This is a genomic window from Amycolatopsis sp. 2-15 (genome assembly GCF_030285625.1).
In the GTDB taxonomy this organism is placed as follows: Bacteria; Actinomycetota; Actinomycetes; order Mycobacteriales; family Pseudonocardiaceae; genus Amycolatopsis; species Amycolatopsis carbonis.
Window position 1 is genome coordinate 1,850,514 of sequence record NZ_CP127294.1, and the last position, 21,830, is coordinate 1,872,343.

At 70.9% G+C, this 21,830-nt stretch carries 21 protein-coding genes; 17 read left to right on the plus strand and 4 right to left on the minus strand.

Annotated elements, in window-relative coordinates:
- Positions 1-59 precede the first annotated feature (59 nt).
- Complete coding sequence (locus QRX50_RS09145; RefSeq protein WP_285971521.1) at positions 60-1,235, minus strand: globin domain-containing protein; 1,176 nt, start codon at positions 1,233-1,235, stop codon at positions 60-62.
- 377 nt (positions 1,236-1,612) lie between these two features.
- Here QRX50_RS09145 and QRX50_RS09150 point away from each other — a divergent pair, with 377 nt between their 5' ends.
- Together QRX50_RS09150 and QRX50_RS09155 are read left to right on the plus strand one after the other, a co-directional pair.
- On the plus strand, positions 1,613-2,098 hold the full coding sequence (locus QRX50_RS09150; protein ID WP_285971522.1) for a MarR family winged helix-turn-helix transcriptional regulator: 486 nt from the start codon (positions 1,613-1,615) through the stop codon (positions 2,096-2,098).
- A 37-nt stretch (positions 2,099-2,135) separates the two neighbouring features.
- Positions 2,136-4,220 carry an MFS transporter gene (locus QRX50_RS09155; RefSeq protein ID WP_285974403.1) on the plus strand — a complete coding sequence of 695 codons (2,085 nt, stop codon included), beginning with the start codon at positions 2,136-2,138 and terminating at the stop codon, positions 4,218-4,220.
- 67 nt (positions 4,221-4,287) lie between these two features.
- Here QRX50_RS09155 and QRX50_RS09160 read toward each other — a convergent pair whose 3' ends face one another.
- Positions 4,288-4,596, minus strand: coding sequence for a hypothetical protein (locus QRX50_RS09160; protein WP_285971523.1), 309 nt, complete (start codon positions 4,594-4,596; stop codon positions 4,288-4,290).
- Between the two features lie 155 nt (positions 4,597-4,751).
- Here QRX50_RS09160 and QRX50_RS09165 point away from each other — a divergent pair, with 155 nt between their 5' ends.
- Positions 4,752-5,939 (plus strand): MFS transporter, encoded by a 1,188-nt coding sequence (locus QRX50_RS09165; protein WP_285971524.1) that lies wholly within the window; start codon positions 4,752-4,754, stop codon positions 5,937-5,939.
- 93 nt (positions 5,940-6,032) lie between these two features.
- Positions 6,033-8,627 (plus strand): ATP-dependent chaperone ClpB, encoded by a 2,595-nt coding sequence (clpB, locus tag QRX50_RS09170; protein WP_285971525.1) that lies wholly within the window; start codon positions 6,033-6,035, stop codon positions 8,625-8,627.
- Positions 8,628-9,406: 779 nt separating this feature from the next.
- On the opposite strand, the gene QRX50_RS09175 is transcribed toward clpB, so the two are convergent.
- Entirely contained in the window at positions 9,407-10,093 is a 687-nt protein-coding gene (locus tag QRX50_RS09175) for an SDR family oxidoreductase (RefSeq protein ID WP_285971526.1), read from the minus strand.
- 58 nt (positions 10,094-10,151) lie between these two features.
- Between QRX50_RS09175 and QRX50_RS09180 the strand changes: the two genes are divergently transcribed.
- Together QRX50_RS09180 and QRX50_RS09185 are read left to right on the plus strand one after the other, a co-directional pair.
- Positions 10,152-10,592: a MarR family winged helix-turn-helix transcriptional regulator gene (locus QRX50_RS09180; protein WP_285971527.1), complete on the plus strand. Its 441-nt coding sequence runs from the start codon at positions 10,152-10,154 to the stop codon at positions 10,590-10,592.
- Between the two features lie 100 nt (positions 10,593-10,692).
- Entirely contained in the window at positions 10,693-11,607 is a 915-nt protein-coding gene (locus tag QRX50_RS09185; RefSeq protein ID WP_491700785.1) for a hypothetical protein, read from the plus strand.
- Between the two features lie 847 nt (positions 11,608-12,454).
- Here the strand turns inward: QRX50_RS09185 and QRX50_RS09190 are convergent.
- Entirely contained in the window at positions 12,455-13,342 is an 888-nt protein-coding gene (locus QRX50_RS09190; protein ID WP_285971528.1) for a hypothetical protein, read from the minus strand.
- A gap of 55 nt (positions 13,343-13,397) precedes the next feature.
- Between QRX50_RS09190 and QRX50_RS09195 the strand changes: the two genes are divergently transcribed.
- The 11 genes from QRX50_RS09195 to QRX50_RS09245 all read left to right on the plus strand — a co-directional run bounded on the left by QRX50_RS09195 (position 13,398) and on the right by QRX50_RS09245 (position 21,666).
- On the plus strand, positions 13,398-14,165 hold the full coding sequence (locus QRX50_RS09195) for an SDR family NAD(P)-dependent oxidoreductase (protein ID WP_285971529.1): 768 nt from the start codon (positions 13,398-13,400) through the stop codon (positions 14,163-14,165).
- Positions 14,166-14,241: 76 nt separating this feature from the next.
- On the plus strand, positions 14,242-14,985 hold the full coding sequence (locus tag QRX50_RS09200) for an ABC transporter ATP-binding protein (RefSeq protein ID WP_285971530.1): 744 nt from the start codon (positions 14,242-14,244) through the stop codon (positions 14,983-14,985).
- On the plus strand, positions 14,985-17,483 hold the full coding sequence (locus QRX50_RS09205) for an ABC transporter permease (RefSeq protein ID WP_285971531.1): 2,499 nt from the start codon (positions 14,985-14,987) through the stop codon (positions 17,481-17,483). Before QRX50_RS09200 ends, QRX50_RS09205 begins: the two co-directional genes overlap by 1 nt.
- Before the next feature lie 39 nt (positions 17,484-17,522).
- Positions 17,523-18,086 carry an orotate phosphoribosyltransferase gene (pyrE, locus tag QRX50_RS09210; protein ID WP_285971532.1) on the plus strand — a complete coding sequence of 188 codons (564 nt, stop codon included), beginning with the start codon at positions 17,523-17,525 and terminating at the stop codon, positions 18,084-18,086.
- A gap of 80 nt (positions 18,087-18,166) precedes the next feature.
- On the plus strand, positions 18,167-18,715 hold the full coding sequence (locus tag QRX50_RS09215; protein WP_285971533.1) for an RNA polymerase sigma factor: 549 nt from the start codon (positions 18,167-18,169) through the stop codon (positions 18,713-18,715).
- On the plus strand, positions 18,706-19,263 hold the full coding sequence (locus QRX50_RS09220) for an anti-sigma factor (protein WP_285971534.1): 558 nt from the start codon (positions 18,706-18,708) through the stop codon (positions 19,261-19,263). Before QRX50_RS09215 ends, QRX50_RS09220 begins: the two co-directional genes overlap by 10 nt.
- Positions 19,260-19,628 (plus strand): Asp23/Gls24 family envelope stress response protein, encoded by a 369-nt coding sequence (locus tag QRX50_RS09225; RefSeq protein WP_285971535.1) that lies wholly within the window; start codon positions 19,260-19,262, stop codon positions 19,626-19,628. The genes QRX50_RS09220 and QRX50_RS09225 overlap by 4 nt, the downstream gene beginning before the upstream one ends.
- Positions 19,625-19,882, plus strand: a complete 258-nt coding sequence (locus QRX50_RS09230; protein ID WP_285971536.1) for a hypothetical protein — start codon at positions 19,625-19,627, stop codon at positions 19,880-19,882. The genes QRX50_RS09225 and QRX50_RS09230 overlap by 4 nt, the downstream gene beginning before the upstream one ends.
- A 105-nt stretch (positions 19,883-19,987) precedes the next feature.
- Positions 19,988-20,425 carry an Asp23/Gls24 family envelope stress response protein gene (locus tag QRX50_RS09235; RefSeq protein WP_285971537.1) on the plus strand — a complete coding sequence of 146 codons (438 nt, stop codon included), beginning with the start codon at positions 19,988-19,990 and terminating at the stop codon, positions 20,423-20,425.
- Positions 20,426-20,606: 181 nt separating this feature from the next.
- On the plus strand, positions 20,607-20,993 hold the full coding sequence (locus QRX50_RS09240) for a DUF2784 domain-containing protein (RefSeq protein ID WP_285974404.1): 387 nt from the start codon (positions 20,607-20,609) through the stop codon (positions 20,991-20,993).
- A gap of 16 nt (positions 20,994-21,009) precedes the next feature.
- Positions 21,010-21,666, plus strand: coding sequence for a TrmH family RNA methyltransferase (locus tag QRX50_RS09245; protein WP_285971538.1), 657 nt, complete (start codon positions 21,010-21,012; stop codon positions 21,664-21,666).
- Positions 21,667-21,830: the final 164 nt, after the last annotated feature.

Here is a 21,830-nt window from a genome sequence, read left to right on the forward strand (position 1 = left end):
TTCCGCGGTTTCCCTTGGCAGGGAACGCTTTTCGTGGGCCGATAACCGCCCAGCGCGGATCAATCGATGGTGAACGGGTCGTACTGGATCTGGCCCAGCACGCTGCCGGCGACCAGCATGCGGGAAACCGTCGCGCGGATCATCGAAGGAGAACCTGACACGAGAATGTCGTGGTCGGGCCAGGCGCCGTAGCGCGTAACCGCTTCCGCCAAGGTCCCCTGCTCGCAACCGGGCAGGTGGTCGCCGCGTTCGACGACCGGGGTCACGGTCAGCCACGGGTTCGTGGACGACAGCGCGCGCAGCTCCTCGAGGTCGTAGAGGTCCTCTCGCGCCGGCCCGCCGTAGAACAGGCGCGTCTTGGGGTTGTCGCCCCACATCGCCAGGTGGTCGAGGATCGAGCGCAGCGGCGCGACACCGGTTCCGCCCGCGACCATCACGACGCCACGGGACCGTTCACGGTCCACGGCCATGCGTCCCAGCGGCGGACCGAGCCGCCAGACGTCGCCGGGCTGCGTGTGGCTCACGATCGCGCGCGAGACCCAGCCGCCGTCGACGGCACGCACGTGGAACTCGATGCCGCCGTCTTCGCGCGGCGCGTTGGCCGGCGAGAGGTAGCGCCACAGCCGCGGCCGTTGCGGTACCTCCACGCTCATGTACTGCCCCGGCAGGTACGGCACGGGCTGCTCCGGCAGCAGCCGCACCAGCGCCAGGTCCCACGTCAGCCGCCGGTGCTCGACGACCGTCGCGTGCCACGACGCCGGGTTCACGTCCGCGGCCGCCGCTTCCTGCATGGCGCGCGCGACGATGGTGAACGCCTCCGCCCACGCCCGCTCCACGGCGACAGTCCATTCAGGCCCCAGGTGGTTCTTCAACGCGGCCAGCAGCGCCGTGCCCACGGCCTCGTAGTGCCGCGGGATCACGCCGAACTTGCGGTGGTCGCGCCCGAGCTGCCGCAGGAACGGCACGAGGTCGTCGGGCCGGTCCACCATCTGCACGATGTGCACCAGCGCGCGCACGAGCCGCCCGCGCTGCACTTCCATGTTGATGGGGAAGAAGTCGCGCGTGACCGGGGCGAGCGTGAACAGCATCCCGTAGAAGAACTGCGAGATCTCCGGGATGAAGGGCTCGGACATCGCCCAGGTGTCACGGATCAGCCGCACCATCGCGGCGACGGCGGCAGGCGTCTCGCGGGGCGCCGCCGAGCGGGGGATCGGGCTGATCGAATCGGCTGTCATCGAGTGTCGTTCGCAGGTCGGGGGCGGTTCGGGGACGCGGGTGGAGCGATCACGGGCGGGTGGTGGACCCGTGGCGGCACTCCGGCTCAGGCCGACCTCTGTGGTCGGTGCCGAGGGAATTCACCACTGTCCCACCTCGTTCCCCTCAATAGTCTTCGCAGACGCTGTCGTCGCGTCCCCTGACTGCGGCTCGTCCGCAGAGTAGCCGCCCTGCGGCCCTTTGCCAGCAACGTTGCTCCGGTCGGGTTACCGATTACTGAACGCCGCGTGGGGTATATCACCGGTTAGATAGTTGCCCTACGCAACCATCAGGACATAAACTTGTATGGCACAACCAAGTGGGCGCTCGAACAGTGTCCGGCCCGGGAGGAAAGTCCATGAGCTCTGCCGACGACGTCAGGGTCGAACTGATGCGCGAGCTCCGGTCCGCTTCGCAGCTGCAGCACCTGTGGATCATGCAGGCCTGGGAAGCCGAACCCGGCCTCCACCCGGCCGCCGGGATGTTGCTGTCGGACCTCGCGAAGCACGGTGAAGCCCGGCCCTCCGAGCTGGCCAAGCGCAAGCTCGTGGACCTCTCGGTGGTCAGCCGCCAGATCTCGCAGCTGCAGGCCGCCGGCCTGGTCGACCGCCGCCCCGCCCCGGAGGACGGGCGCGCGTCGCTGATCAGCATCTCCGAGAAGGGGCTCGCCGAGGTCGAGAAGTGGCGGGATCGCTACATCGCCTTCTTCGAGAAGGCCCTCGGTGGTTGGGACGAAGAGCGGATCGCCGACCTGACGACCCGGCTCGCGGATTTGAACAACGGTCTCCGCACCGTGCTCGGGCCCCCTGAGTGCGCCGTGGACCAAGCGGAAGTCGGGAAGTGACCAAACGCAAGTGAGTACCGTCCTCGCCGGCGAGCAGATGAGCCACCGGCAGATCATGAAGGCCTTCTCGGGCCTGCTGCTCGCCCTGCTCGTGGCGATGCTGTCGTCGACGATCGTGTCCAACGCGCTGCCGACCATCCTTGCCGATCTGCACGGCTCGCAGAGCCAGTACACGTGGGTGGTCACCGCGACGCTGCTGACCTCGACCGCGACCACCCCGATCTGGGGCAAGCTCTCCGACCTGTTCAGCAAGAAGCTGCTGTACCAGGTCGCCATCGTGATCTTCACGATCGGCTCGGCGCTGGGCGGCATCTCTCAGTCGATGCCGGAGCTCATCGCGTTCCGCGCGCTGCAGGGTGTGGGCCTCGGTGGCCTGCAGGCGCTGATCCAGGTCGTGATCGCCGCGATGATCGCCCCGCGCGACCGCGGCCGCTACTCCGGCTACACGGGCGCGGTGTTCGCCGTCGCCACCGTTTCCGGGCCGCTGATCGGCGGCCTGATCGTGGACTCGCCGCTGGGCTGGCGCTGGTGCTTCTGGGTCTGTGTGCCGATCGCGGTGATCGCGTTCGTGGTGCTCGGCCGCACGCTGCACCTGCCGGTGCTCAAGCGCAAGGTCCGCATCGACTGGCTGGGCGCGACCCTGCTCGTCGGTGGCGTCGCCCTGCTGCTGATCTGGGTTTCGCTGGCCGGCGCCACCTTCGCGTGGGCCTCGTGGACGAGCGTGGCGTACGTCGGCGGCGCGGTGATCGCGCTGGCGCTGGCGGTGCTCGTTGAATCGCGCGTCGCCGAGCCGGTGGTGCCGTTGCGCCTGTTCCGCAACCGCACCTTCACACTGGCGGTGCTCGGTTCGCTGGCCGTCGGGACCGCGATGTTCGGCGGTTCGGTCTTCCTCGGGCAGTACTACCAGATCTCGCGCGGCTTCTCGCCGACGCACGCGGGCCTGATGACACTGCCGCTGGTGCTCGGCCTGGCGCTGGCGTCGACGAGCGCCGGACAGGTCATCTCGCGCACGGGCCGCACGAAGCCGTTCATGGTCGCCGGCGGGATCTCGCTGCTGGCCGGGCTCTTCCTGCTCAGCACGGTCGACCACGCGACGGACCTGACGCTGATGGGCGTTTACCTCGGCCTGGTCGGCATCGGGCTCGGGTTCCTGATGCAGAACCTGGTGCTGGTCGTGCAGAACACCGTGGCCATGAAGGACATGGGTTCCTCGTCTTCCGTGGTCACGTTCTTCCGCTCGCTCGGCGGCGCCGCCGGTGTTTCGGCGCTGGGCGCGGTGCTCTCGACGAAGGTGGCCTCGAACATCACGTCGTCGCTGACCCGCCTCGGCCTCCCGGCCGGTGACGCGGTGCACGGCGGTGGCGGCACGTTCGACATCGACGGCCTGCCCGCCGCGCTGCAGCCGATCGTCCGCGCGGCGTTCGGCGACGCGACCGGCACGGTGTTTCTGTTCGCCGGCTTCATCGCCGTGGTGACGCTGCTGGCGGTGGTTTTCATGAAGGAGGTCCCCTTGCGCCGGACTCTCGACGCCGACACCACTCCCACCGTGGCGCCCGCGCTCACGGCCGAGGTCACGACGGCCCTGCGTGGCCGCGTCCTCGACTCCGACGGCCGCCCCGTCTCGGGTGTCGTGCTCACGCTCACGGACGCGTCGGGCCGTCAGGTCGACGTCGGCCGCAGCGCCCGCAACGGCGAGTTCGCCCTGGTGGCGGGCTCGACGGGCGAGCATGTGCTGCTCGCGACGGTGGGCTCGCTCCCACCGGCCGTGTCCACGGTGCGCCTCACCGGTACACCGGCGTGGCACGACCTGCTCCTCGGCGGCACGGGCGGCGTGACCGGTCGCGTCCGCACGGCCGGGCGCCACGCCGCGGTCGCCGGCGCGGCCTTGACGCTCACTGACAGCGCCGGCACCGTCAGCGCTTCCCACCTCACGGGCGGCGACGGCGGCTATGCCCTCGACGGCGTCCCCGCGGGCTCGTACACGCTCACCGTGACTGCGTACGGCCACGCGCCGCACGCCGAGCCCGTCACCGTCAGCACCGGCGCGCCGGCCCACCACGACGTGGTGCTGGAAGCCGAGCCGGAGTTCGCGCGCCACAGCGGCACGCTGAACCTCGGCTGATCACGGAAACTGCTGAGCCCCGGCCCCCTACGCCGGGGCTCAGCAGTTTCTCGTTTCCACGAGCGGCTCAGGCGTCCGGCGTGGTCTGCGAGCAGTTCAGCGTCACGGTCGCGGTGTAGCTCGGGGACTGATCCGGCAGTGTCTGCTCCACGTTCTGGCCGGACACCGAGCAGTCGTTGTAGCCGTTGAGTCCCGCCTGGTTGCGCGCGTCCAGCTCGGCGCTCTGCACGGCGGCGGGTGCGTATGTCCCGTAGCCCGTGCCAGTGAAGGTGTTCCATCGGAAGCCGGCCGGGGCGGCGGAAGCGGCGGGCGCCACGACGGCGAGAACAGCGGCCGCGACGAACGTTCCGGCGATCGTCTCGCGAAGAGTTCCCATGCCCCGCAACGTAGATCCACCGCCCGGGACCCCTCCCGGTCAACCGGACGGACGTGGCCGGGCGAGCCCGCTCTACCGCCAGTGGCATTCGGCGGCTCGTGAAGTCTCCTTCCGGCCCTGACCTCGGGTCCTGCCCCGGCGGTAGCGTCCAGGACGTGACGCGGAGCCGGGTCGCGTTGTTGTGCGCGCTGGGGATCGACAACTTCGGCTCCGGCCTGTTCCTGCCGCTGGCGCTGGTCTACGTGACGCGCGTGGTCGGCGTCCCGCTCGCGCTGGCGGGCACGGCCGTGACGCTCGGGACAGTGGCGGGGCTGGTCGTGCCGCCACTCGCGGGCCGGCTGGTGGACCGGACGGGGCCGCGTGCGGTGATCGTCGGCGCGCAGCTGCTGCAGGCAGCGGGGGCGGCGGCGTACCTGATCGCCGACGGCGTCACCGCGGTCGTGGTGGCGGCGGTCCTGCTGGCGGCCGGACAACAGCTGTTCTACAGCTCGCTTTACGCGCTGATCGCCGACGTCGCCGGCGACGTGCCGAAGGACCGGCCGTTCGCGGAGGTCGGCATGGTGCGGGCGGGCGGTTTCGGGCTTGGCGGGCTGACGTCGTCCGGGATCCTGATGTGGATCGGCGACGGTGGGTACAGCGTGGCGCTGGCGGTGGACGTCGTGACGTTCGTCGTGGCGGCCGTACTCATCGCGGGGGTTGTGCGGCCGCAGCGGCGAAGCACGTCGTACCCGAAGGCGCGCAGCGGCGTGCTGCGCAACCGGCCGTACCTGGCGTTGATCCTGTTCAGCGGAATGTTCGGGCTGTCGCTGGACTTCTTTCTCATCGGCACGCCGGTGTTCGTGCTCGACCTGCTCCACGGCCCGCGCTGGCTGCCGGGCGCGATCCTGTTCCTGCTCACGGTGGTCACCAGCGTCGGCGGCACGGTCGCGTTGCGGCTCACGCGCCGGCTCAACCGAATCGCGGCGATGCGCGGCGGCTCGGCGCTCTTCGCCGCGTGGTGTGCGGTCAGCCTCGGCGTGCTGGTCGTGCCGCGCGGCTGGCAGGTCGTTTACCTGCTGGCCGCGACGCTCGTCTACGCCGCGGGCGACCTGGTCTTCGGGCCGCGTTCGGGCGCGCTCGCCGAGGCCGCGGCCCCGCCGGAAGCGAAGGGCCGGTACCTGGCAGCGTTCCAGTACGCGTTCACTGTCGCGCAGGTGCTGGCGCCGGCGGTGGTGGCGTTGTTCTCCGTGTCGGCGTGGTTACCTTGGGTGCTGGTCGGTAGTTGCGCTTGCTTCGCCGTGGCGGGCCTGGGCAGGCTGGGACCGAGGCTTCCGGCGGACGCGGTGACGCCGGTTCAGAGTTGAGCGGAACAGACTCAAGTTTTCTGACGTTGTACAAGTCGATGGTCCTTGGTCAGGGCTGTCACCTGGACTTTCACAGAGCGCATGAGGTGAGGGATGGACGCTTTCAACCCGACCACGAAGACCCAGCAGGCGATCTCGTCGGCGGCACAGGCGGCCACGATGGCCGGCAACCCGCACGTTTCGGCCGCCCACCTGCTGGGCGCCCTGCTGGCGCAGGGTGAGGGACTTACCGCACCACTGCTGACGGCGGTCGGGGCCGACCCGGAGGTGGTGCACAAGGAGCTCGACCCGATCATCCACGCGTTGCCGTCCGCGACGGGCGCCACCGTGTCGACCCCGCAGTTCGACACGAACGCCGTGAAGTCGCTGACGCACGCGCAGAAGCTCGCCACCGAGCTCGGTGACGAGTACGTGTCGACCGAGCACCTGCTCGTCGGCCTCGCCACCGAGGGTGGCCAGGTCGCGGAGCTGCTCAAGCGCCACGGCGCGACGCCCGAGGCATTGCAGGAGGCGTTCGCGAAGGTGCGGGGTTCGGCGCGGATCACGAGCGCCGACCCGGAGAGCACGTTCAAGGCGCTGGAGAAGTACGGCGTCGACCTGACCGAGCGCGCCCGCGCCGGTGAGCTCGACCCGGTCATCGGGCGCGACACGGAGATCCGCCGCGTCGTGCAGGTGCTTTCGCGGCGCACCAAGAACAACCCGGTGCTGATCGGTGAGCCGGGCGTCGGCAAGACGGCGATCGTCGAGGGCCTGGCCCAGCGCATCGTCGCCGGTGACGTGCCCGAATCGCTGCGGGGCAAGCGCGTGGTGGCCCTGGACCTCGGGTCCATGGTGGCCGGCGCGAAGTACCGCGGTGAGTTCGAGGAGCGGCTGAAGGCCGTGCTCAAGGAGATCACGGACTCGGCGGGCGAGGTCATCACCTTCATCGACGAGCTGCACACGATCGTCGGCGCCGGTGCCACCGGCGAGGGCGCGATGGACGCGGGCAACATGATCAAGCCGATGCTCGCGCGCGGTGAGCTGCGGATGGTCGGCGCGACCACGCTCGACGAGTACCGCCAGCACATCGAGAAGGACGCGGCTCTGGAGCGGCGCTTCCAGCAGGTGCTGGTGGGCGAGCCGTCGCCGGAGGACACGATCGCGATCCTGCGTGGGCTCAAGGAGCGCTACGAGGTGCACCACGGTGTCCGCATCACGGACGCCGCGCTGGTGGCCGCCTCCACGCTGTCCGACCGCTACATCACCGCCCGGTTCCTGCCGGACAAGGCGATCGACCTCGTCGACGAGGCCGCGTCGAAGCTGCGCATGGAGATCGACTCGCGCCCCGTCGAGATCGACGAGGTGGAGCGCGCGGTGCGGCGCATGGAAATCGAGGAGATGGCACTGTCCAAGGAGGACGATGCCGCCTCTCTCGAGCGGTTGTCCGCGTTGCGGGCCGAGCTGGCCGAGAAGCGGGAGACGTTGACCGCGTTGACCGCTCGCTGGCAGAACGAGAAGGGTTCGATCGAGCGCGTCCGCGAGCTCAAGGAGCAGCTGGAGCAGCTGCGCGGCGAGTCGGAGCGCGCCGAGCGCGACGGCGACCTCGGCAAGGCCGCCGAGCTGCGCTACGGCCGGATCCCGGCGCTGGAGAAGGAGTTCGAGGCGGCCACGGCCGCGTCGGAGGTCAGCCAGCAGAACGTGATGCTGAAGGAAGAGGTCGGCGCGGACGATGTCGCTGATGTCGTTTCGGCGTGGACCGGCATCCCCGCCGGCCGGCTGCTCGAAGGCGAGACGGGCAAGCTGCTCCGCATGGAGGAGGAGCTGGGCCGCCGCGTGATCGGGCAGGAGCAGGCCGTGCAGGTCGTGTCCGACGCCGTGCGGCGGGCGCGGGCCGGGGTGGCCGACCCCGACCGTCCGACGGGTTCGTTCCTGTTCCTCGGCCCGACCGGCGTCGGCAAGACGGAGCTGGCGAAGGGCCTGGCCGAGTTCCTGTTCGACGACGAGCGCGCGATGCAGCGCATCGACATGAGCGAGTACTCCGAGAAGCACTCGGTGGCTCGCCTCGTCGGCGCCCCTCCGGGCTACGTCGGCTACGACCAGGGCGGCCAGCTCACGGAGGCCGTGCGGCGCCGCCCGTACACGGTGGTTCTGCTCGACGAGGTCGAGAAGGCGCACCCCGACGTGTTCGACGTGCTCCTGCAGGTCCTCGACGACGGCCGGCTGACCGACGGCCAGGGCAGGACGGTGGACTTCCGCAACACCATCCTCATCCTGACGTCGAACCTCGGCTCCCAGGCCATCGCCGACCCGTCCCTGGACGAGAACCAGCGTCGCGACGCGGTGCTGGAGTCCGTGCAGCGGCAGTTCAAGCCGGAGTTCCTCAACCGGCTGGACGACATCGTGGTGTTCCACGCCCTCGGCACCGAGCAGCTGACGTCCATTGTGGACATCCAGGTCGCCCGGCTCGCCGCACGGCTGGCCCAACGGCGGCTGCACCTGGAGGTCACTGACGGTGCCCGCGAGTGGCTGGCCCTGAACGGCTTCGATCCGATCTACGGGGCCCGGCCGCTGCGTCGGCTGGTGCAGTCGGCGATCGGGGACCAGCTGGCGAAGAAGCTGCTGGCGGGGGACATCCGCGATGGCGACACTGTGCGGGTGGACATCCCGCAGCTGGAGGCCGGAGACACGCTGACGGTTGAGCGGGTCTGACGGTTGAGCTGGTCTGACGGCTGACGGTTGTCGGTTCTGGACGGCCCTTCCACTTCGGTGGGAGGGCCGTTCCGCGTTTGCGGGCTTGTCCCGCTGGGCTGCCCCACGGCGGTCCGCTTTCGCCCGGGTACGCGAGTGGACCGGTGGTACCGCGGCTCTGGCGGCGAACGGACCGTTCATGCTCGGCAGCAGGCGCGAGTGGACCCATAGTGCCGTGGTTCGGCGGCGAGCGGTCCTTTCGCGCCGTCTTTGCGGCGCGTGTGGTCAGCCGGTACCTCGGCCGCCGCCCGAGTGGGCCGCTCGCGTGAACTCGATGTCTTGTTTCTTGCTGGGACCGATCGCGCTGCGCGAGTCGGCGAGTGGACTGTTTGTGCGCATTGGTGCTGTGTGAGTGGACCGTTTGTGCGCATTGGTGCTGTGTGAGTGGACCGTTTGTGCGCACTGGTGCTGCGCGAGTGGACCGTTCGTGCGCACTGGCGTTTCGCGAGTGGACCGTTTGTCCCGCGGCGGCGGGCGCGAGTGGACCCACAGTGCCGTGGTTCGCCGGCGACCGGTCCTTTCCCGCGGACGTGCCGTCATGAACGGCCCGCCCGTGCCGGAGTTACCGCGCAACCGGACAGCTCGAAGTAAGTCGAGGATGTGTACGCCGGGACCGATCACGCCGCGCGGCGAACGGACCGTTCGTACTCGGCAGCCGACGCGAGTGGACCCATAGTGCCGTGCTTCGGCGGCGAGCGGTCCTTTCGCGCGGGCTCGCCGGCGTGCCCGGTCCGATCCCGTCACCAGGCGAGTTCGCGCCCGTCCTGGAAGGACTTGCCCGTCGGGCCGTCGGGGCCCAACGTGGCGAGCCGGATGGCTTCCGCGGCGCCCTCTTCGGGCGTGCGCGTGCCGCGGAAGGCGTTGAAGTCCGTGGCCACGTGGCCGGGGCAGGCGGAGTTGACCTTGATCGCCGTGTCGGCCAGTTCGTGGGCGTAGTGGGCGGTCAGGGCGTTGAGCGCGGTTTTCGAGCTCGAATACGGCATCGACGGCCGCCCGGCCCAGGCGCCCGGCTCGGCGAGGGAGCCGCGCATGCTCGAGACCATGACGATGCGGCCGGCGGCCGATTCGCGCAGCAGCGGCAGGAACGCGTTCGTCACGCGGACGACGCCGAACACGTTGGTCTCGTAGACCTGCCGCATCGAGGCGACGTCTTCCCGGGAGGGCAGGCCGTAGCCGCCGGTGTTGGTGCCGGCGTTGTTGACCAGCACGTCGAGGCGGCCGATCGTGCGCACGGCGGCGGCGACCTCCTCGTCCGAAGTCACGTCGAGCCGCACGAACCGGCCGCCGACTTCGGCCGCGGCCGCGGTGCCGCGGGACCGGTCGCGGGCGCCGAGCCACACGTCGAAGCCGCGGGCGGCCAGGCCGGCCGCGATCGCCTTGCCGATGCCTTTGCCGGCGCCGGTCACGAGAGCAACAGGTGTTGTCATGACAACATCATATTTCGAAGGGTGTTGTCATGACAACGTGGCAGTACAGTGACCCGCTGTGGATCGGCTGGCCGGCGACGAGCTGGAGTTCTGGCACGCGTTCAAGCACGCGGCGGAATCGGTGCGCGCCCGCGTCGCGGAGGACATCGTGGCGGCGACGGGACTGTCCGATCCGGACTTCGGCGTGCTCACGCGCCTGGCGGACCACGCGGGGCGGCTGCGGCAGAACCAGCTCGCCGAGTCGATGGGCTGGCACCGCAGCCGGCTGTCTCACCACCTGACGCGCATGGAGCAGCGCGGGCTCGTCGAGCGGCAGCCCGTGGACGACGGCGTCGAGGTCCTGCTCACGGAGTTCGGCCGGGCGGAAGCGGAGCGGGCGCGGCCCGTGCACGCCGCCGCCGTGCGGGAGCACCTGCTCGAGCCGCTGGGCGAGAACGACGTCGCGACGGTGAAAGCGGCGCTCGACCGCCTGCGAACCGTGAAAAAGCCCAGAGATTAACCGATTTGTCGACCCGGGACGGGGAGCTGTCCCGAAAGGGGCACGCCGACACGGTGCGGGCGTTCGGGTGTGGAGGGCGAGCAGCGATACCCTCACCGTCGTGGGTATCTCGGCGTGGATCTGGTTCGTCATCGCCGCCGTCGCGCTGGTGGCGGGGCTCGGCCTGCTCGCGGCCGACCGGGCCAAGGAAGGCTCGCGCAATCGCGAGCGCATGCGCTGGGCCCAGTTGCGCGGCTGGCAGTTCGTGGAGGAGGACGAGCGGCTGCCCCGGCAGTGGTCGGGCGGCGCGATCGGCTACTTCGGTGCCGACGCGGCCGTGAACGTCGTCGCGGGCTCCACCTTCACCTCCGACGGCCGCCGCCCGGTCTTCATCTTCGACATCGAGTCCGAAGGCCAGATCCCGGCGACGGTCGTGGCCGTGCGCTGCAACAAGACGCACCGCGTGCCGGTGGAGATGTGGCTGTCGAGCGTGCCGTTCCAGCGCGAGAACATGCCCGAGATGCTCGGCCCGATCGGCCAGCGCTACGCCTTCGCCGACGACTCCGAAGGCGCCCGCGCCGTCATCACCCAGGAGCTCGTGGACGCGGCCGACCAGCTCGGCGGCGACGTCGGCGTCGCCTGGCTCGAGAACGAGTGGGTCCTGGCGAGCGTCGTGCCGAACGCCGGGCCGTCGCGCCTCGAGCGCCTGCTGCGCGACCTCGGCGAGATCGCCGACATCGTCGACCCCTTCGACGAGGACTACGACACCGGCCGCACCTGGACCCCCGCCGCCGGCACCCTCGCGCCCGGGGCCGCAGCTGCCTCGGAGCCCCGCTCGGCCACCCGCGCCCCGTCGCCGGCGGACACCCGCGCGACCACCCCGGTCGACACCCGCGCGACGACCCCCGTCGAAACCCGCCCGGCCGGCGCCCCGACCCCGCCCGAGCCCCGCACCCCGTCGAGCGGCCCGAGCACCTACGGCTCCGTCCCAGCCGCCCCACCGGCGAAGCCAGACCCGGACGCCGACGAAGACTGACCCCGCACGCGAAAATGGCCGCCCCGCAAGGCGGCCGTTTTTCATGTCCAGCTCAACCCGGCACCTTCAGGCTCCGCCACACCTCACCGACGGCGGCGCGGATCGCATCCGCTCCCTGCAGCGGCCCGAGCACTCACGGCGCCGTCTCGGCCGCCCCGCCGGCGAAACCGGACCTGTCGACGAAGACTGCTCCCGCACGCGAGAACTGCCGCCCCGCAAGGCGGCCGCGCCAACATTTCAACCCAGCGGTGGCGTGGAAGACACCACTTCGGCCCACCCGCGGCGCGAGCTTTATGGGCCCCTGCCGCCCCGCCCGGACTCGGGCTTCGACGAAGTCCGGTCCCGTATGCGAGAACGACCGCCTCGCAAGGCGGCCGTTCCAATACCTCAACCCGACGGTGGTGTGGAAGACACCACTTCCGTCCCGCCAGCGGCCCGAGCTCTATGGGGCTGCTGCCGGCCCGCCCCGACACGGGCTTCGACGAAGACCGATCCCGCACGCCAGAACGGCTGCCCGCAAGGTGGCCGCGCCAACACCTCAACCCAACAGCGGTGTGGAACCACGTCAGCCCCACCGGCGGCGCGAGCTCTATGGGCTGCGGACGCGCCCCGCCTGGACTCGGGCTTCGACGAAGGCTGCTCCCGTACGCGAGAACGACCGCCCCGCAAGGCGGCCGCGCCAACATCTCCACTCAGCGGCGGCGTGGAAGACACCACTTCGGCCCGTCAGTGGCCCGAGCTTCATGCCGCCGCCGCGGCCGCCCCGCCGGCGAAACCGGACTTGTCGAGGAAGCCTGTTCCCGCACGCGATAACGGCCGCCCCCGACAGGCCAGCCGCCCCGGCATCTCAACCCAGTGGCGGCGTCGAAAACACCACATCCGGCACCACCGGAGCCCCGAACGCCGTCACGCCCACCGACTGTGTCTGGCCGACCCGGGGCGAAACCGAAGTCCGCGTCGAAACCCGCGTCGAGACGGCGTCGGACGCCGCGAGTTCGCCGCGGAAGTCGTTGTCCGACAACGACTGCGTGGTCAGCAGGAAGCCCGAGACCGGGCCGACGTCTGCCGTGGCGATGTGGCGTTGGCCGAGGTCGGAGGCGTCCAGCGAGCCGGCGAACTGGCCCGTCCCGTGTTGCTCCGAGTTGGCCACCACCGAGCCCAGCCCACCGAGATCCACGGCGTGGCCGGACGTCCGGTGCACCCCCACGCCACCGCCGAGGTCGCCGGCGAAGTGCCCGGCGCCGGAGGAATCCGTGAGGACGTCGATGCCGTAGGGCAGCCAGACGCCCTCCGCCGTAGAAGAAGCGACACTGGAGCCCGGCGGGGAAGCCGTGACCCGCGACGAGTTGCCCGCCGACAGCCGGACCGGCGAGCCCGCGCGCACTTCGTGGCGCTGTGACTGCGAAAAGCCGTTCGTCGTTTTCACCGCTGTGAGTGAATCCGAAAGGCCGTAACCGGTGTTGTCGGACACTGCCTGCGTCACGGAAGAAGCCGCCGACACCGGCAACCCCCGCGTCGCCACGGAGGTGTCGCGCGTGGCCCCCACCGACGCCGCGGAGGAGTGCACGGAGTGGTCGAGATTGCCGTGCTGCTGCAGGTCCAGCGGCAGGCCGTCGAGGGGAAGAGTGGGATCGGCCAGCGCGGACGCGGGGCCGGCGAGCAGCAGTGCGAGGGGTGCCGCACCGGCGGTCACCTTCGGGAGGTAGCCGGGCTTTCGCTGGGTGTGCTTGCCCATGGGCCGGACCATACTTCGCCACTGGGACAAACGCGACTGCAGGTAAGTTCGCCCCATGACCGCCACCGCCGTGATCACCGGAGCCACCGCGGGCATCGGAGCGCAGTTCGCGCGCACCCTCGCCGCCGAGAAACACGACCTCGTGCTCGTCGCCCGCGACCAGGCGCGCCTCGAGGCGTTCGCCCAGCAATTGGCAGAACGCCATCAAGTGAACACGGAGGTTCTCCCCGCTGATCTGTCCGAAGTAGACGGACGCGCGAAGGTCGAGGAACGCCTCGCCGCGAGTCCCATCGACCTGCTGATCAACAACGCTGGATTCGGCCTCTCCGGCGACTTCTGGAAGATCTCCCCCGACGCGCTGCAGCGCCAGCTCGACGTGAACGTCACCGCCGTCCTGCGCCTCACCCGCGCCGCGCTGCCCGGCATGGTCGAGCGCGGCCACGGCGACATCATCAACGTCTCCAGCGTCGCCGGCTTCTTCTCCGGCCGCGGCTCGACCTACACCGCCAGCAAGAACTGGGTCACCTCGTTCACCGAAGGCATCGCGACGTCGCTGCCGCCCGGCGTACGCATGATGGCGCTCTGCCCCGGCTTCACCACCACGGAGTTCCACGAACGCGCCGGCCTGGAGAAGGAAGGCCCGCAGGCCTTCTGGCTCGGCGTCGAGCAGGTCGTGGACGAAGCGCTCACGGACCTGCGTCGCGGCAAGGTCATCTCGGTGCCGAGCCTGCAGTACAAGGCGCTCGTCGCCGTCACCGGCCTGCTGCCGCGCGGGGTGCTGCGCCGGCTGTCGGCCGGGTTCGGCAACCGGAGCCGCACGTGAGGTAGGGCTGCCCCCACCCTTGCCCGGCGAGCTGGCACCAGGGTGCGAACCGCCTTCGCTGCCTAGCGTTTTCCCCATGACGGATGAGGCGGTGCGGCTCGCGGCCGTGCGGAAGGACTACGGGCGGGTCACCGCGCTGGCGGGTGTCGACCTGGTGTTCCCGCGGGGCGGGTTCACCGCCGTGATGGGGCCTTCGGGCTCGGGCAAGAGCACGTTCCTGCACTGCGCCGCGGGCCTCGACCGCCCGACGGCCGGCTCGGTGCACCTCGACGGCCAGGACCTCGCGAAGCTGTCGGAGACGCAGCTGACGAAGCTGCGCCGCGACCGGATCGGCTTCGTGTTCCAAGCCTTCAACCTCCTGCCCGCGCTGACGGTCGAGCAGAACGTGGTGCTCCCGCTGCGCCTGGCCGGCCGCCGCGTCGACCGCAAGTTGGTGACGCGGATGCTCACGCACGTCGGCCTCGCCGACCGGCGGCGGCACCATCCGGGCGAGCTGTCCGGTGGCCAGCAGCAGCGAGTGGCCATCGCGCGGGCGCTCGTGGCGCGCCCGGCCGTGCTCTTCGCCGACGAGCCCACCGGTGCGCTCGACACCCGCACCGCGGCCGAAGTCCTTGCCCTGCTGCGGGATTCCGTGCGCGGCGGGCTCACCGTCGTGATGGTGACGCACGACCCGGTCGCCGCCGCGCACGCCGACCGCGTGGTCTTCCTCGCTGACGGTCGCGTCGCCGGCGAGCTCATCCACCCGACGCCCGAAGCCGTCGCCGCGCGGATGACGCACCTGGGCGCGTGGGGCGGCGCCGTCGCGGTCGGTGGTGCGTGATGTTCCGGCTCGCGTTGCGCACGCTTCGGTTACGCAAAGGCGGTTTCCTCGCGACGTTCGTGGCCGCGTTCCTCGGCGCGGTGATCGTGTCGGCGTGCGGTGGCCTGATGGAGACGGGCATCCGCGCCGACGCGCCCCCGCAGCGGCTGGCGGCCGCGCCGATCGTCGTGGCGGGGCAGCAGGAGATCCGGCTGCCCAAACGCGATCCGGGCGAGGGCAAGCTCAAGACCGAAGGGGTCGCGCTGCCGGAAACCGTGCGCCTGGATCCGGCGCTGGCCGACAAGATCCGTGCGACGCCCGGAGTGTCCACTGTGGTCAGTGAGGTGAATATCCCCGTGGCGCTGGCCGGAAGTGCGGCGACAGGCCACGCTTGGGATTCGGCCGTACTGACGCCGTTCACGCTCACGGCCGGCCATGCGCCCGGCGATGGTGAGGTAGTGGTCTCCGCCGTGAACGCGAAGCCGGGCGACACCATTCAGCTCGCCGCCCGCGGCACCACCGGCGCCTACCGCGTCGCCGGCATCGCCACCGCGCCGACGACCGAGCCCACGATCTTCTTCACCGCCACCGAAGCTGCCCGTCTGTCCGGCAACCAGATCGACGACTTCGGTGTGTTCACGAGCGAAGACCCCGCCACCGTCGCCGCGCGCCTGAATCTCGGCGACGGGATCGTCGCCCTCACCGGCGACGACCGCGGCCACGCGGAGTTCCCGCAGGCCGACGCCAGCGGCACCAACCTCGTCGTGCTCTCCGCCGTCTCGGGTGGGCTTTCCGTGCTCGTCGCGTTGTTCGTCGTGGCCAGCACCCTGGGCCTCGCGACGCAGCAGCGCCGCCGGGAGTTGGCTCTGCTGCGCGCGATCGGCACCACCCCGCGTCAGCTGCGCCGGATGGTGCTCGGCGAGGCTGTCGCGATCGGCCTGCTGGCCATCGCCGCGGCCGCCGCGCTCGGCCCGCTGCTCGGCCGCTGGCTCTTCGGCCGCCTGACGAACGCCGGCGTGGTGCCCGACGTCGTGCGCTTCCACCAGGGCTGGCTGCCGATGGTCGTGGCCGCCGGTGCGACGCTGCTCGCCGTGGTGCTCGCGGCTGTGGTCGCGGCCCGGCGCGTGAGCCGGATCCGGCCGACGGAGGCGCTGGCCGAGGCGGCCGTCGAACGCCGGTGGCTCACGCCGTTGCGGCTGATCGTCGCCGTGCTCTGCTTCGGCGGCGGGACGGCGCTCGGGATCGTGACGCTCGCGGTGATGACCGGTCCCATCGCCGCGAGCACGGCGGGACCCGCGGTGATGCTGTGGGCGATCGGCGTTGCCGCGATCAGCCCCGGCGTCACGAAAGTCATGGCGATGCTGCTGCACGCGCCGGTCCGCCTGCTCGGCGGCGTCACCGGCTGGCTCGCGCTGGCCAACACACGGGCCGCGGCGACGAAGGTGTCGGGCGCGGTCACGCCGATCATGCTGGCCGTGGGCATCGCGACCGCCAACATCTACCTGCAGACGACCACACAAGCCGTGTCGCAGCAGGCCTTCACCGAAGACCTGCGCGCCGACGCCGTGGTCGCCGCTCCGGCCGGGGCCAGCCCCGAGCTGCTCCGGCGCGTGCAGGACGCACCGGGCGTCGCCGCCGCGTCGGAGTACGTGACCAGCACCGTCTTCGTCACCGCGCCCTACGACGACAGCCAGGACGACGACGGCCACGCGGCCCTCGGCCTCACCGCCGGCAGCGCCGCGCAGACGACGTCGGCGAAGGTCACCGCGGGCAGCCTCGACGCGCTCACCGGCGACGCCGTCGCGTTGCCCGTTAGCGTGGCCACGGAGCTGCACCGCCGTGTCGGCGACGTCGTCACGCTCCGGCTCGGGGACGGGTACGAGGTGACCGTTCGTGTCGTCGCGCTCGTGGAGCAGCGCACCGGGTTCGAGACGTTGCTGTTCCCCGCCGGCCTGCTCGCCGCCCACACCACCGCGGGCCTCGCGCCGCAGGTGGTGCTGCGCGCCGCGCCCGGGGTCGACCAGGCGCGGCTCACGGCGAGCCTCACCACGGCCACCGCCGGCCAGCCCGTGTCCGTCGGTGACCGCGAGTCGCTGCTCGCCGCGCACGCGAGCGGCGACGCCGTAGGCGCGTGGGTCAACTACCTGATGATCGGGATGATCATCGGTTACACCGTGATTTCCGTCGTGAACACGCTCGTGATGGCCACCGCGCGCCGGCGTCGCGAGTTCGGCCTGCAGCGTCTCGGCGGCTTCACGCGGACGCAGGTGCTGCGCATGGCGGGCGTCGAAGGCGGCCTGATCGCGACGATCGGTGTCGTGCTCGGCACAGCCGTCTCCGCGGGCGCGATCGTGCCGTTCTGCCTGGTGGCCACGGGTTCGCCGCTGCCGACCGGACCGATCGGGATCTACCTCACCGTGGTCGCGACCGCCGCCGTGCTCGCACTGGTGGCGTCGCTGGTGCCTGCCTGGGTGGCCACGCGGGCGCGGCCCGTGACGGCCGTCGCGCTCGGCGAGTGACGAGCGGGCTTGTCGGTGGCGTGTGTAAGACTCTCGGCCGTGGCGTACCCCGGGTTGGATCAAAGTGCGAAGCTCGAACTGGCCAGGCTGGTCACCGAACTGGCTGTGGTGCACGGCAAGGTGACTCTCTCGTCCGGCAAGGAAGCCGACTACTACGTCGATCTCCGCCGGGCGACCCTGCACCACGCGGCGGCGCCGCTCATCGGGAAGCTGCTGCGGCAGCTCACGGCCGATTGGGACTACGTCGCCGCCGGCGGCCTCACCCTCGGCGCCGACCCGGTCGCGCTGGCGATGCTGCACTCCGCCGCGAGCGACGGGATGGTGCTCGACGCCTTCGTCGTCCGCAAGGCGGTGAAGGAGCACGGCATGCAGCGCCGCATCGAGGGCGTCGAGGTGCGGGGGCAGCGCGTGCTGGCCGTCGAGGACACCTCGACCACGGGCGGCAGCGTGCTCACGGCCGTCGAGGCGCTGCGCGAGGCCGGGGCGGTCGTCGCCGGCGTCGCCACGGTGGTCGACCGCGACACGGGCGCGCGCGAGGCCATCGAGAAGGAAGGCCTCGAGTACCGCTACCTGCTGAACAAGGACGACCTCGGCCTGAGCTGAGCGCGATTCTCGAAGATCACCGAGAATGCGTGCGTGACGAACACCCCCTCGCCGGTGTCCCCCTGGTGGAAGGGGGTGCTGTGACCACGACGGAGCTCGACGACGCGACGCTGGTCGGCCGCGCCCGCGAAGGTGACGTGCGGGCGTACGAACAGCTCGTGCTGCGCTACCAGGCGCCCATGTTCCGGCTTGCGGTGAAGATGCTGAATCACCGCGGCGACGCCGAGGACGTGGCGCAGGAGGTGTTCCTCGGCGCCTGGCGCAAGCTCGCGCAGCTGCAGGACGACAGCGCGTTCGTCGGCTGGCTCTACCGCAGCACCGCGAACCGCTGCCTCAACGTGATCCGCGCGCGCCGTCCGCAGGCCGACGTCGACCTGGAGCTGGCGGAGTCGCCGCGCACCGACGGGCAGCCGGAGCACGCGGCGCAGGTCAACGGGCAGCTCGAGGCGCTCAATGCGGCGTTGCAGCAGCTCACGCCGCCGCAACGCGTGTGCTGGCTCCTGCGTGAGGTCCACGGCCGCTCCTACGACGAGATGGCCGAAGTCGTCGGGGTGAACCCGGCGGCTGTCCGGGGCCGCATCGCCCGGGCTCGCGCGCAGCTGGCGGAGGTGATGAAGCCGTGGCGGTGAACCAGGGGTACGAACTTCCGTGCGGCCGGGACCTGGACGCGCTCTGGGACCGGCTCGACTCGGTCGACGAGCACGAGGCGACCTGCCCGCACTGCGGCACCGCGCGCGAGAGCCTGCTGGCGCTGCGTGAAGCGACGGCCGAGCTGGTCGCCGAGCCCGATCCGGTGCCGCCGGGCCTGGTGGGACGCATCATGTCGGCCGTGCGCGCCGAGGCGCGGCGCGGGCAGATGCTCGACCTGCCGACGCCGGAGCCGGGCCGCGTGGAAGTGAGCGAGGCGGCCGTGGCCGTCGTGCTGCGTTACGCCGCCGACTCCGCGGGCGACGTCCGGGCTCGCCGGTGCCGCGTCCGCACGGTCGGGGTGGCTTCCGACGGCGGCGGGATCGTCGAGGTCGAGCTCACTCTCGCGGTGCGGCTGGGGAACGTCGCCGGTGCCGAGACGTTGGCCCGGGTGCGCGAACGCGTCACGGCGGCGGCCGCGGCGCGCGTCGGGCTGACGCTCGCGAAGCTGGACCTGCTGGTCGAAGACGTGTACGAGGACGGGGAATGACGGGCGAGGCCGAGTACGTGATCGCGGATCCCGTGGTCGCGAGCGTCGCGGCCCGGGCCGCGCTCGACACCCCCGGCGTAGTGCGGCTGGAGCCGGGCTTGCGTGGTCTCGTCACGGCGTGGACGCGCGCGGCGCGCGGGCGGTGGCTGGGGCTGGATCCGGCGCCGATCGACGGGGTGCGCGTGCGCAGCGCCGAGGGCGGGCTGTCGGTGGAGGTCGACGTGGTGACGTCGGCGTTCGACCAGGCCGCGGCCGTGGGACGGGCGGTGCAGCGGTCGGTGACTCGTGTGGTGGCCGAGCAGACGGGGTTGGCGGTCGACGCGGTGGTGGTGTCCATTGTGGATATCGAGCTGGAGCGCCGGTGAGCGTCGCCGAGGCTATCGCCGCGGCGCTCGCCGACGTGGAGGGGCTGCGGCCGGCGGTGGAGCGGACTTGGGGTTCTGCGGTGGATCTGACGCCGGAGGCGGTGCAGGTCCGGCTGATCGCCACGCTCCTGCCGCTGCCACCGTTGCTTGCGCGCGCGGCGGCCGTGGTGCGGCCCGTGCTGGCGGACACGGAGTGGGTGAGCGCGACGCTGCGGTTGATCGTCACCGACGTCGACGCCGGCGCGTTCACCTGAGCCTGGCGTCACACGATCGGGTCGTGCCGATCACCGGGCCGTTGTGTCGAAGAGGCGATGGGGCAGGAAAGCCTTGTCTCCACTGCCGATCGAGGGAGAAATCCGATGACCGTCGCTGAGAAGACCGTTGACCTCGTGGTGACTCCTGGCCTCGTGACCGACCAGGGCACCACGACGATCGCCGACGTGGTCGTGCAGAAAATCGCCGGCCTCGCCACGCGCGAGGTGCCGGGCGTCCACGCGCTGGGCGGCGGCGCGGCGCGGGCACTGGGTGCGCTGCGCGACCGTATTCCGGGCGCGTCGGCGAGTGCCGGCCAGGGTGTGGCCGTGGAGGTCGGGGAGAAGCAGGCGGCGGTGGATCTGGAGATCGTCGTCGAGTACGGCGTGCCCATCGCGGACCTCTCGCGCCAGGTGCGGCGCAGCGTGGTCGACGCGATCGAGCGCATGACGGGGCTGGAGGTCGTCGAGGTGAACATCAACGTCGGCGACGTCTACATCCCGAGTGCGGACGAAGAGCCCACCACGAGTGATCGGGTGCGGTGAGGGATCTTTCCGGCGCCGGCTTCGCACCCGGAGTGACCACTCCGTTACCCCTCGGGTGAACGCGTTGCTCCCCTGGGTTGAACATCACAGCGAGTGAGGAATTTTCGCCCGCCCGGGCGCGGTTACCGGAGTAACGTCGCTGGTAGAAGCCGTGGGGAAGGGGGCGGTGATGAACGCTTCGGTGGCGCATTTCCTCGCCGACGTGACGGTGGCGGTGCACATCCTCGCCCTCTTGTTCATCGGGCTCGGCGGTTTCCTCGCGTGGCGCTGGCCGCGCGTCGCTCTCGTGCACGTGTTCTTCGCGGCCTGGGGCGTGCTGGTGAACGTCACCCCGATCCCGTGCCCGCTGACCGCGGCGGAGAACTTCTTCCGTCACCAGCAAGGACTTGGTGACCTGCCGGGTGGGTTCAACGCGTACTACTTGTACGACACGGTCGTGCCGAGCTCGCTGCTGCCGGCCGTCGCGGTGATCGCCCTTTCGCTGGTCATCTTGTCCTACGTCGGCGCCTACCAGCGCTGGCGCCACCGCCACGACGACACTCCGGCTCACCGCGTCCGCCTGGGCTGAGCGAGAATCGTCCCTCGTGACGGAAGATCCCGAGGCCGGGCCCACCGAGTGGGTCGGTCGTGAGCCGGTTGGCGTGGGGCCGTGGGTGGGCTCGTGGCCCACGGACCCGAAGTACGACCCCGAGCTGTTGGAGCACGGCGATCGTCGGAACGTGGTGGACGCGTACCGGTATTGGCGCCGTTCGGCCATCGTGTCCGATGTGGATGCTCGGCGGCATCCGTTCCACGTGGCCATCGAGAACTTCCAGCATGACCACAACATCGGAACGGTCGTTCGGACGGCCAACGCCTTCGCCGCCGCCGAGGTGCACATCGTGGGGCGCCGGCGCTGGAACCGCCGTGGGGCGATGGTGACGGATCGGTACCAGCATTTGCGGCATCACGAGGATGTTGCGGGGCTGGTGTCTTTTGCTTCGTCGGCCGGGCTGACCGTGGTGGCGGTGGACAACACGCCCGGTTCGGTGCCGGTGGAGGTGGCCTCGTTGCCGCGGGAGTGCGTGTTGCTCTTCGGGCAGGAGGGGCCGGGGCTGTCGGAGGAGGCTCAGGCCGCGGCGTCGATGGTGGTGTCGATTGCGCAGTTCGGGAGTACGCGGTCGATCAACGCCGGAGTCGCGGCGGGGATTGTCATGCATGCTTGGGTTCGGGAGCATGCTGATTTGTCGACGTCTTGGTGATTCCGCGCTCCTGGCCAGTTCTTTTTCTTTGCTGGCAAGGATTCCGGCCAGAAACAGCCCCCGCCCTCCCAGGGGGGCGTCCCCATCCCATTCTACCGGGGCGCCCCGACAAAACTCGGTGATCGAGGTGCCGGGGCGGTAGTTGTCCACAACTCGGCCGCCCT